Genomic DNA, 12,766 nt, shown 5'->3' with positions numbered 1-12,766 from the left:
TTTCTAAAGGCGCTTTTACTTTCTGAAATTATTGTAAAACATAAAGCATATCTGATAATTATTTAAAAAAAAGCAGATTAATACCACCAATTATGACAATTTAATAAAATTGTTTAAAACCTATTAATTTACCAACAAATTAACTATAAACCAACGATTTACACGTTAATTTATTATATTTGATAGTCAAAATTAAATTGTTAAATGAAAATTGAACTTGTTTATGGAAAACAATTACAAAACAAAAAGTACGTCCTTTTTAAATCCCAAATTAATAATAACAGCTTTATTATTAATTAGCGGCATATCCTCTTTACAGGCACAGACCACATCGACCTATGCAACTTCAGGAACATGGGTTTGCCCACAAGGTGTAACCAGCATCCAGGTAGAAGCCTGGGGCGGTGGTGGCGGTGGCGGTGGCGCTGCAAATGCAACCAACTACAGAGGAGCTGGTGGTGGTGGTGGTGCTTATCAAAAAGCAACATCACTCGCTGTAACACCTGGACAAACCTATACCGTAACCATAGGTAGCGGCGGTACTGCCGGTACCATCAGTGTAAATGGTGGCGCAGGAGGAAATTCAACTTTTATGCTTGGTGCTTCCACTTTATTAACTGCCAATGGCGGTGGTGGTGGACAAACACAAACAACAGCCACTGCTCCAACCGGAGGAATTGGCGGAATCGGAACTTTTAATGGTGGTAACGGATTTACAGGAACAATCACTACTGGCGGCGGCGGCGGCGGAAGCGCAGGCTCAACGGCTAATGGTGTAACTGCAACATCAGCAACAGGTGGAGCTGCCGGAGCCGGGGGAACCGGAACCGGGGGTAATGGCGGTGGTTGTGGTAGTGGACCTGGTGGTGAAGGATGTCCCGGTGTCAATTATGGTGGAGCCGGTGGTGGCGGAAATAAAAATAAAATTGGTGGTGCCGGAGCTGGTGGATATATAAAAATCACTTTTACCTGTCCGACAAATACCACTGCAGCAGCAGGACCAGACCAGTCATTGGCTTGTGCAACCACTGCAACTCTAGCCGGAAACACACCAACTTATGGTACAGGAACCTGGACCGTTCAGTCGGGAACTGCAACGATAACTTCCCCTAACTCCCCAACATCAGGCATAACCGGTTTGGTTGCCGGAGGTTCAGCTACCTTGCGTTGGACCATTAGCAATGGGGTGTGTGGAAGTACTTTTGATGATGTAGTAATCTCAACACCTCTTGGAGTAGGTTGTTGGTCTTATTGTACCGCGAGTGCAACCAACGTTTATGCAGTATCATCCGTAAGTTTCAACACTATAAACAATGCCTTTACCGGCACTACAGGATATGAAAATTTCACTTCCATTTCAACCACTTTAACTGCCGGGTATACTTATACCATCTCTGTAAATGTCATTGGAGCTAATGGTAATCCAGCCTATACAAGCGTTTGGTTTGACTGGAACAACAGCGGAACATTTGATGCCGGTGAGGAAAGTCAATTAGGCACTTATTCAACCGGAACCTATGCTTTTACCACTACGGTTACTGTTCCACTTACCGCGGTAATTGGCTCAACCAGAATGAGAGTAATCAATAGGATTTTAACCGGTTACGCACCGGCATGCGGAACCATTACTTATGGTCAAATAGAAGATTATACACTGAACATCGTTTCACCTCCGGCATGTACTGCACCAACAGCCCAACCAACAGCATTGGTTTTGTCTCCGAGTGGAACATCTTTGGCCGGAAGTTTTACAGCAGCATCGCCTGCACCAAATAATTACCTGGTAGTCATCAACACAACAGGAACAACACCTACACCAACCAATGGAACAACTTACACTGTAGGTGGCGCCATCACAGGAGGAACAGTGGTTGATATTGATTCCAATACCAGTTTTGTAGCCACCGGATTGACGGTTTCTACCACATATTATATTTTTGTTTTCTCATACAATTCAATATGTACCGGTCTTTCCCAATATTTTACAACCGGACCTTTGACCGGAAATACAACAACTTTAGCAACCAGTTATTGTATTCCAACCGGAAGTTTGGACTGTACCACTAATGGCGATTATATTGCCAATGTTACTTTCAATACCATAAATAACAGCAGTACTTGTGCTCCGGGTGGTTATATCAATTATGCCGCTACCGGAGGTCAAACCACGACTTTAATCAGAGGAAATACTTTCAATTTGAGCATTGGAACCGGACCTGGAAATAAAAAACACGGCGCTGCAGTTTGGATTGATTTTAATCAAAATGGGGTCTTTACCGATGCAGGTGAATACTTCCTAATCGGAAATAATATTATTGCCAATTCAACCAATACCATTGCAGTGGCCATTCCGGCCGGAGCAACATTAGGGCAAACCCGAATGAGAGTTCGTTATGCCCAAAAGGTAACTGTGACTTCTGCTATGAGCTGTACCATGACCGGAAGTTTTGGTGAAACGGAAGATTATACTGTAACCATTGCCAACTCTGTTGTTTGTTCTGCTCCGACAGCACAACCGACAGCCTTAATTTTGAGTTCTACAGGAACAACGGTATCAGGAAGTTTTACCGCAGCCAATCCAATTCCAAATAACTATTTGGTGGTGATGAACACAACCGGAACAACGCCTACGCCTGTAAACACAACAACATATACTGTAGGTGGAGCCATCACAGGAGGAACAGTAGTTGATATTGATTCAAACACATCGTTTACCGCTACTTCCTTAACTACATTGACCACTTATTATTTCTTTGTATTCTCTTATAATTCAATTTGTACCGGTGGTCCAACGTATAATCTGGTTAGTCCATTAACAGGCAACGTGGCAACCATAACCTCAAACTATTGCGTTCCATCTGTAACTACCGGAAGAGAAGATGATAATTACCTGACAGAGGTAAGTTTTGTTGGAACATTAAATGATGTTTCCAATTATTCAACCTATTCTTCAAGTCCTTTAGGTTATCAGGATTTTACCGGTTTAGCCAACTTGTCACGACAAGCTCAAGGATACGGTGTAAATGTTTCTGTACAAGCCACATTCTCTTCATTCATGAAAGCTTGGGTTGACTGGAACAAGGATGGTACTTTTGACAACACTACCGAAATCGTTTATAATTCAGGAACCATATCAACCGGTTCTACAACTTTTGGTTTTATTATACCTTCTGCTCAGGCATTAGGAAACTATAGAATGAGAATTCGTGTCGACTTAAACGGTGGAGGTGGTTCTACAACGTTTACCTCTTGTGGAAACCTCAACAACGGTGGTGAAACCGAAGATTATTTATTTACAGTTGTGGCCAATTGTACCGCTGTAATCACAGGCATTACAGAAGGCAGAACCTGCGGAACCGGAACAGTTGATCTTGAAGCTACCGGCGCAGTAGTTGTTCCGGCAATAACGCAATACAGATGGTACACTACTCCAACCGGATCAACGCTTGTTGGCACAACCTCAACCGGAGAGTGGACTACACCTTCAATCAACACTACAACCAATTACTATGTAACAGCCTACAATGGTTGTGAATCATTAACCAGAACCGAGATTTCGGCTATTGTAAGTCCGATTCCTAATCTTACCTACTTACCGGCAGCTCCTGTATCTTGTCGAGAAAATGTTGGGGTTGAATTATCAGCCACCGGCGACGTAGAAGAAGTTCACCTAATCAATGAAGAATTTAACAGCGGATTGGGAACGTTTACCAATACCAATATCACCTCGAGTGTGCGCAATGCCGATACACAATGGCAAAACAGAACCAGCACTTATATTCCAACAGCAATTTCAGGAACCAATACCTGGTATCCGGCGGTGTCATCAGGAATAAGTGGCAATAGTTTTGCGATGGCGACTTCTGATTTTGCGGATGCTTTCCCTTATGTTCAGAATCAAATTGCATCCTCAACGGTAAGTACCGTAAACTTCACCAGTTTAACGCTGAGCCTGAGATTATTCTATTCGAGATATTTTATCGATGGTGCTTATCCTGCCGAAGAATATGTAACCATTGATGTTTCGACAAATAATGGTGCCAACTGGATAGAAATAAAACGTTTCACTGAAGATGTTGGGATTGGAACAAAATTTGAAACCCTTTCCTATGATCTATCTTCTTATGTTGGTGTGAGCCAATTTAAAGTAAGGGTAAGATATTACAACAACAACTGGTGTGACGGAATAGCGATTGACGATGTTGAATTGTATGGTAACAAACCTAATGTCAACCTGAATTGGACAACCACAATTCCTGCATTTACAGATGCAGCCTGTACAATTCCTTATGACCCATTAACAACGGCTGCCATTATTTATGTCCAACCAACATTAGCACAATTAGAAGTTTCGAGTTTTAATTTTACCGTAAATGCCGTGTTAGACAATGGTTGCGTTACCTCAAAAGTTATTACGGTAACAAATAATACAAAAATTTGGAACGGAACAGATTCCAATTGGGACGATGATGAAAACTGGAAACCTTTAGGAAAACCAACAGCCAGCAGCTGTATCGTAATTCCGGATACTGCCATAGACCCAATCATATCAGGAACAAGCTATGACGCTTTCGGGAAAAACATCACCATTAAATCCGGCGGAAACCTTACAGTGGAACCTGCAAACAATATTACCATAACCGATGAAGTAACGGTAAAATCAGGTGCCTTATTTGAAATAAAAAACAGCGCCAGTTTGATACAGACTAACGATGCCTCTGTGAATTCCGGAAGCATCAAAATGACCCGAACAAGTCGTCCGATGACACGCTGGGCTTATGTATATTGGGGCTCACCAATTGTTGAGGATGCATACAGTCAGATACCAAGTGAATTTGATTATAAATTCAGATGGCAATCAGGAACTTCAACGGGAGCTTGGCAACTTTTATCTTCTATTTCACAAGGACAAGGATTTATTGCCAGAGTGAGTGATATTGCACCTTTCAGTACGGGAACCGGAACTATAAATTTCTCCTTTATTGGGACTCCCGGAAATGGTGTAGTGAGTGTTCCTGTAGATAGCTTTGACTCTTCTACCCTAACTTCAGCCGGTAACACTGTGCTTTTAGCTAATCCGTATCCGAGCGCCGTTGATGCTGCTTCGTTCTTAACCAATACGGGTAACACCGAATTAGGCGGTACATTATTTTTCTGGACTTCCTTTACAACCTATAGCGGAACCGGAAATTACAGCACTGCTGACTATGGTAGCTGGAATCTTTCGGGTGGAACCGCACCGGCAAGTGACCCAACCAACGTTGGCTTGAAACCAAATGGAAAAATTGCCGCCGGACAAGGATTCTTTGCGCAGGTTTTTGCTGACGGAAGTGTTTCGTTCAACAACAGCATGCGTGCTGCCGATTTTAACACCCAATTCTTCAGGACCGCAAACAGCAGCACCAGTGTTTCTGATGACAATAGAATTTGGCTCAATCTTTACAGCGATAACACTTTCAGACAAATGTTGGTTAACTATAAAGCAGAAGCGACAAATGGCTTTGATAAATTCTATGACGGACCAAGCTTTACCAATAATGAAATTAACCTTTATTCTATATTAGACGACAGGAACTTAGTCATTCAGGGTAGAAGTTTGCCGTTTGATGAAAATGACGTAGTGCCTTTGGGTTACCGTGTGACCACTGGTGGTATTTATTCGATTGCGATTGATGAATTAGAAGGATTGTTTGCCGAAGACCAAAATATTTATTTGAGAGACAAATTGCTTTCTATCGATTACAACCTAAAACAAGGTGCTTATAGTTTCTCAACCGAATCAGGTTCGTTTGACAACCGTTTTGAAATTGTGTATGTGACCAACGCTTTAGGCGTAAATGACCCTGGTAACATTAACACCTTTGCAACCATCCATAATAATATTATCAAAATCGAATCAAGTGAGTTTATCAAATCGGTTAACATCTATGAGATTTCAGGCAAACTGATTAACCGTTACAATTTGGCGAATGCCTCGAAACAACTCTCAGACAGCTTCAACTATCCAAACGGTATCTATATTGCCGAAATCACACTGGAAAATGGTATTGTCGTCAAAAAGAAACTGATTCATTAAAAAATCAATTAGTCAAACAAAAAAATCCCGATTGCTCGGGATTTTTTGTTTTAAAATACCAATGCAATCCAAACATGATATTAAAAAAAATACTACTTTAGAAATTCTTTAAAGGCTTCCCAACCTTTTTAACATTTTCAAACTCTATATAGAGAAACACATACTTTATGAAACACATCTACACCGCCATTTTACTCGCCGTATTTTCATTTGGTTTTTCTCAGGACTTTGATAAAAATTGGGACAAAGTAATCCAACTTGAAAATGAAGGAAAAATAAAGTCTGCTAACCAAATTGTACAAAAAATCCATGCGAAAGCCTCAAACTCACAAAATGAAGTGCAGCTTATCAAAACGTTTTTCTACCAATCAAAATACCTATTGACTCTCGAAGAAGACGCACAACGAAAAATCATAACTAATCTCCAAAAAAGGATTGTCAAAGCACCCACAGCATCAAAGGCGATTCTGAACTTGATTTATGCCCGTTGCCTGAAATCCTATTTGGAGGGCAATAGAAGCAAAATTTACACCCGAACCAAACTTGACTCCATTGATGAAAAAGATTTCATTACGTGGAGCATTATGGATTTCGAAAAACAAATAGATGAAACCTATAACAAAACCTTAGAGAACGAAGATGCTTTAAAGAAAACACCAATCAACAAGTACGAACCAATCTTTGATTTTTTCCTTGTTGAAAAATTCAACAGTTCAACTTTATACGATTATCTGATTCAGGCCAATATAGATTATTTCTCTCAAAAGCCCAAAGAATGGGACATTCGAAATTTCAAGGATGAAAATTTGATCAAAGTGCTTTTGGGTAGTAATGAGGAATTCAATGCTTCCGAATTAGACAGCATTAAAGATTTAGAAATACTGAAAGTGCTCAACTTATACCAAAAAGCAGCCCTGAAAACTTCTCCAACCGAAATGGAATTTGACCGACTTGTTTATTGCAACCGGTATATCATTAAACAAAATGATTTACTCTTAAAGCGCTTAAACAGCTTACAGCAAAAGTCAAAAGATGCCTATTTAACACAAAGAATCCAATTCGAGAAAGCAATGCTTTATGACAAGCTGGCTTCAAAAGAGAAATTTAAAGATTATAAAACCAAAGCGGTTACCATTCTTGACAGCATCCTTTCGGTTCAAAATAAGTCAAATACTTTTAAAAAGGCAAAGGTTGAAAGAACCAAATTTGAGGCAAGAGAACTTAATGTCAATATGCTTCAATACAGCTATGAAAAAGAAAAAACAAGAGCATTAGTCCGTTTTACCAATGTTGACTCTATTCAGATTTCATTTTATAAAGTGAACAGCAAAACAATGAGTTCTGCAATTTTAAACGATAGCATAGAGAATGACTTCAAGCTTAAAAACAAAGTTTACAGGAGTCAAAAATACCATCTGAAAAACCCAAAAAATTACTTTAGTTACAGCACAGAAGTCCTTTTACCCGAGCTTGAAAAAGGTCATTATATTGTTTTTATTGAAGATATAGGCAATACCGCCAGTGAAAAAAAATGGGTTTGCAGAGACATTACCGTTTCCAAAATCATGATCTTATTCGAGGAGAAAGACGACAAAATGATTTTTCAAACGCTTGATAGAAAAACAGGCAAACCAATTCCCGATTGCCAACTAAAATCTGAAGATTTCAACTTAAAAACCAATGATAAGGGAATTGCAATCTTTGATACTGTCCCTAAAAACAGATATGATTTTTATAATAAAACAGTAATAGCAATTCAAGAGAACGACACCATTCATCTAAAAGGTGTATACAATAATTCCTATCACAGTGAGGACGAGCCAGAAATCAAAGCCAAAGTAAACTTATACCTCGACAGGGCAATTTATCGTCCGGGACAAACCGTTTATTACAAAGGCATTGCCACGCAAACATTTGAAGGAAAACAAAAAATAATTCCAAATTTTTTATTACACGTTACCATTAAAAACCCCGATTATGATGATCTAAAGTCGTTTGAAGTTACCACTAATGATTTTGGCTCATTTGCCGGTGAATTTGTATTGCCAAAAAACGGTTTAACCGGGCTGTATAGCATAAATATTGAAGAACCTGATGACTATGAAAAAGATGCGCTGTATGACCAAAAAAATGACGAACATCCTATTTGGGACAATGGTGATTTTGATAGATCTGTAATCAATTTTAGTGTAGAAGAATATAAAAGACCAAAATTTGAAGCGAATTTTGAACGAGTAACAGAATCTTATGGTGTAAACCAAAAAGTAACAGTCAACGGTAATGCGAAAGCTTTTGCGGGCAGTAAAATTTCTGATGCCAAAGTAGTGTCCCGGGTGGAAAGAAATTCCTATTACAGTTGGAGAAATTATGGGCAAGACAATTCAAAAACTATTATTTTTTCAGAAACAAAAACCGATGCTGACGGCAAATTTAAAATAGAATTTGATGCCATTCCGGCGGAAGGATTTGCAAAAGAAAACCTTCCGGTTTTTAGTTATATAATTAGAGCCGACATAACAGATAACAACGGAGAAACACATTCGGCAAACACAACAGTAAATGTGGGCTATCACGCTTTAAAATTATCGATAAATGTTCCGAATGTAGTCGCTGTTGAAGAAATGAAAAACATCAACCTCAACAGCACTAATCTGAACAATCAGTTTGTGCAGACCGAAGGAGAAATAAAAGTATACTACCTGAGAGAATTCAAAAATAAATTCAAAAGAAGGGTTTTTCAAAAACCGGATATCCAAACCATTTCAGACGCCCAATTTGAACAATTGTTTCCTTATGAGAATAATGAAACCGAAATAAATCCTGAAGAAAAAGGGACTTTGGTTTACACCAAAAAGGTTAATACTGAAACGGATAAAATTATAGGCTTGGATTTTGCCAAAAATTACAAATCCGGTTATTACAAAATTGTCTTTTCCGCTAATGACAAATTCAACTATCCGATTGAAGCAAGTGCTTCTTTTGAATTGTATCAGAAAGCCAAAAATAAACTTCCCCAAAACAGTTTAATTTCAATCAAACAACTCAACGAAGATCCTGTAAAAGACGGATATGCCCGAATTCTGATTCAATCCACCATACCGGAATTAGAACTTTTCTATACAGCCAATTTTAACGACCGCGTATTCTATCAGGGTAATATTTCTGTAAAAAACAACCAACAGGAAATTAAATTTCCGCTGTCAAAAAGCATCCAGGGAAAATTTGGATTTACTGTAGAAACCGTATTTGAAAACCAGTATTATAATTTTAATGATGAAGTCATTTTAAAAGAAGAAGTCACAAAAGTTAAGTTTGAAGTAGAGAGTTTTAGGAACAAACTCGAACCCGGAAAAGAAGAGAACTGGTCGTTCAGAATCAAAGAAAACGATCAAAATGCAGAGGCCGAAGTCTTGGCTTCTATGTATGATGCCTCTTTGGACCAATTTAGAAAGGACTATTGGTATGGCTTGAATAATTATCGAAGAACTTATAACCAGTATTATGGCAAATCACAAATGGGTTTTAGTCTTCAAAATTTCAATTTAAGTTATACTCCTAAACTTCCCAAAATTGAATTCCAAAACGAATACACCCGATTGATGTGGTTTGGATTTGACATTAACGATACCAATAACCCAAGCATCCTCAAGGATTATAAAAAACAGCTCAACAAAAAGGCCAAAAAACCCGCCAATTCCAGACTCGTTACCGGAACTGTTTCTGACAGAACTGGTCCTTTACCCGGAGCCAATATCGTAATCAGAGGAACCAGCAGAAACGCTCAGACTGATTTTGATGGTTACTTCGAAATTGAAGCGGCCTATGGTGAAGTGTTGATTGTCTCTTTTACAGGGTATGAGAATCAAAAAGTGACCATAAACAATCATGAGTTCAAAATTGTACTGGACGATAGCCAATTAGAATTGAAGGAAGTTGTGATTGATGGATATAGAACTACCTCCAAATCAAAATCAGCATTGGCGCAAACCACTATCGTTTCAAATACTACAGTTATAGAAGAAGATAATGGTGTTTACAACTCAGCAGGCTTTTTTTTAAAATCTCTTCAAGCGCAAGTGCCCGGATTACAAATATCAACCAGTTCAGGTTCACCAGGAAGTGCTAAAATAAGAGGTCTCAGTTCGCTTAGTGCCAGTGGAGAACCATTATACATTCTTGACGGAACAACTATTTCAAGAGAAGCTTTTTTGAAATTGAATCCAAATGATATTGCGGAAGCCAAAGTATTGAAAGATGCCGCTGCAACAGCTATCTATGGCGACAGAGCCCGCAATGGTGTGATTATCATCAGCAGCAAAAAAGCGCTGGAAGATTTGACCAAGGTGAAAACCCGCACCAACCGAAACGAAACGGCTTTCTTTTTCCCGCAGTTGAGAACCGATAAAGAAGGAAGAATCAATTTCAAATTCAACTCTCCCGAAGAATTGACAGCATGGAAATTTCGCTTATTCTCGCACAATAAAAAAGCCGTTAGTGGTTATTTAGAGAAAAGTGTGGTCACCCAAAAAGAATTGATGGTTTTCCCAAATATGCCACGTTTTTTCAGGGAAAATGACACCATCGTTATAGCCGCAAAAGTGGCTAATCTGACTTCTGAACTCAAAAACGGAATGGCTATTTTACAGCTTTTTGATGCGACAACCATGGAAAACATCGACGCCAAAGCAATGAATGCCAATGCGGTTCGCAACTTTACCATTGCACCTTCGGGGAATAGTGTTGTGAGTTGGAAAATCAGGATTCCTAAAGGATTACAGGGATTACAATACAAAGTCATTGCCAAAGCCGGCGATTATTCTGATGGAGAAGAAAGTGTTCTTCCAGTGTTGACGAATGATATTTTGGTTACCGAAACCATTCCGGTTTGGGTAAGGGAAAACAGCAAGAAAGAATATGTTCTCAGCAATTTGAAAAACAACACTTCCACTACACTGCGTCATCATTTGTTTACTTTGGAATACACGAGCAACCCAACTTGGATTGCCATACAGTCATTGCCGTATCTGATGGAATATGAGCATGATTGTGCAGAGCAGTTATTTTCCAAATACTATTCAAACCTATTGGCATCAGAGATTATCACCAGCAATCCTAAAATTGCCGAAGTGTTTGACCAATGGAGAAAATCGGGGAAACCTATTTCAAAATTGGAGCAAAATGAAGAGCTAAAATCTTTGCTTCTCGCTGAAACACCTTGGATAAATGATACTCAAAGCGAAGAAGAAAAGAAAAAAAGCCTGGCGTTATTATTTGATTTGGAAAAAACAAAATCAAGTACCGATAACATTTTCAAAAAATTAAAGGAAAAACAAAAATATTCGGGTGGTTTTGCCTGGTTTGAAGGTGGAAATGAAAACGAATACATCACCCGGCATATCGTTAGCGGATTGGGACATCTTCAAAAACTGAAAGTCAAAAAGGAAATCTCAGACAGTTTCACTGACATTACAAAACGCGCGATTCCTTATCTTGATGCCAAATATTCAGAACATAATGCCAATACCAAAGATTACAGGATTTGGTATACACAATATGCCGATTTGCATTTCCTTTATATGAGAAGCTTTTATTTGGAAACCTATCCAATGTCAGAAGAAATAAAAGCCATTACTGCAAAACAATTGCAAGCAATAAAAACAGAATGGCTCACCTATTCTCTTTACAGCAAAGGATTAGCGGCTATTGTTCTGTATCGCTTTGGAGATAAAACCACCGCCAAAAAAATCATTGAAAGCTTAAAAGAAACTTCGGCCAGCAATGACGATTGGGGCATGTATTGGATAGAAAACAAAGCCGGTTGGTATTGGTACCAATCACCCATAGAAACCCAGGCTTTGCTGATAGAAGCATTCGCCGAAATTGATAAGGACAACAAATCGGTTGATGCGATGAAAGTATGGCTTTTGAAAAACAAGCAAGCCAAAAGCTGGGGAACAACTAAGGCCACGACAGAAGCTATTTACGCTCTGATTTATCAGGGAAGTAATTGGTTATCGGTAAAAGACAATGCCAAAATAAAAATTGGGGACAACAAAATCCTGACAAAAAAATTGACTGAAAATGAAAAAGAAGCCGAAACCGGTTATATCAAAATGAACTGGAAAGCCGATGAAATCAGTAATGACATGGCCAATGTTTCTATTGAAAACAAATCGAACGTACCAAGTTATGGTGGTATTTACTGGCAATATTTTGAAGATTCAGACAAAATCAAATCGAGTGACAAAAGCCTTATGTCTGTTAAAAAGGAATTGTATCTCAAACGACAAAAAAATGATGGCGAACAGTTGGAAAAAATCACTTCAAAAAACCCGCTGAAAATTGGTGATTTGGTAACCGTTAGATTAATCATCACAACCCGTGAAGATATGGAATACATCCATTTAAAAGACATGAGAGCTTCTTGTTTTGAACCGGTTGATGTACTTTCCCGATACTTCTGGAAAGATGGAACCGGTTATTACATGAGCACCAAAGACGCTGCAACCCATCTTTTCTTTGACCGGTTAAACAAAGGAACTTATGTGATTGAATATGACATCCGGGTGAACAACAAAGGTGATTTCTCCAACGGAATAACAACCATTGAAAGCATGTATGCTCCCGAATACACCAGCCATACCAAGGGCATCAGAATCAGTGTTGCCGAATAAAAAAAGTCCCGATTGC

At 38.9% G+C, this 12,766-nt stretch carries 2 protein-coding genes; both read left to right on the top strand.

What is annotated here, in order from left to right; genetic code table 11:
* Positions 1 to 223 precede the first annotated feature (223 nt).
* Positions 224 to 6,076, top strand: coding sequence for a RemA C-terminal-like gliding motility protein (locus P1K33_RS04555; protein ID WP_284651708.1), 5,853 nt, complete (start codon positions 224 to 226; stop codon positions 6,074 to 6,076).
* Positions 6,077 to 6,243: 167 nt separating this feature from the next.
* Positions 6,244 to 12,750 (top strand): alpha-2-macroglobulin family protein, encoded by a 6,507-nt coding sequence (locus P1K33_RS04550; RefSeq protein ID WP_284651707.1) that lies wholly within the window; start codon positions 6,244 to 6,246, stop codon positions 12,748 to 12,750.
* Positions 12,751 to 12,766 lie beyond the last annotated feature (16 nt).

The organism is Flavobacterium terrisoli (assembly GCF_030167905.1).
GTDB classification, from domain to species: Bacteria; Bacteroidota; Bacteroidia; order Flavobacteriales; family Flavobacteriaceae; genus Flavobacterium; species Flavobacterium terrisoli.
This window is presented reverse-complemented; position numbering and strand designations above follow the sequence as displayed.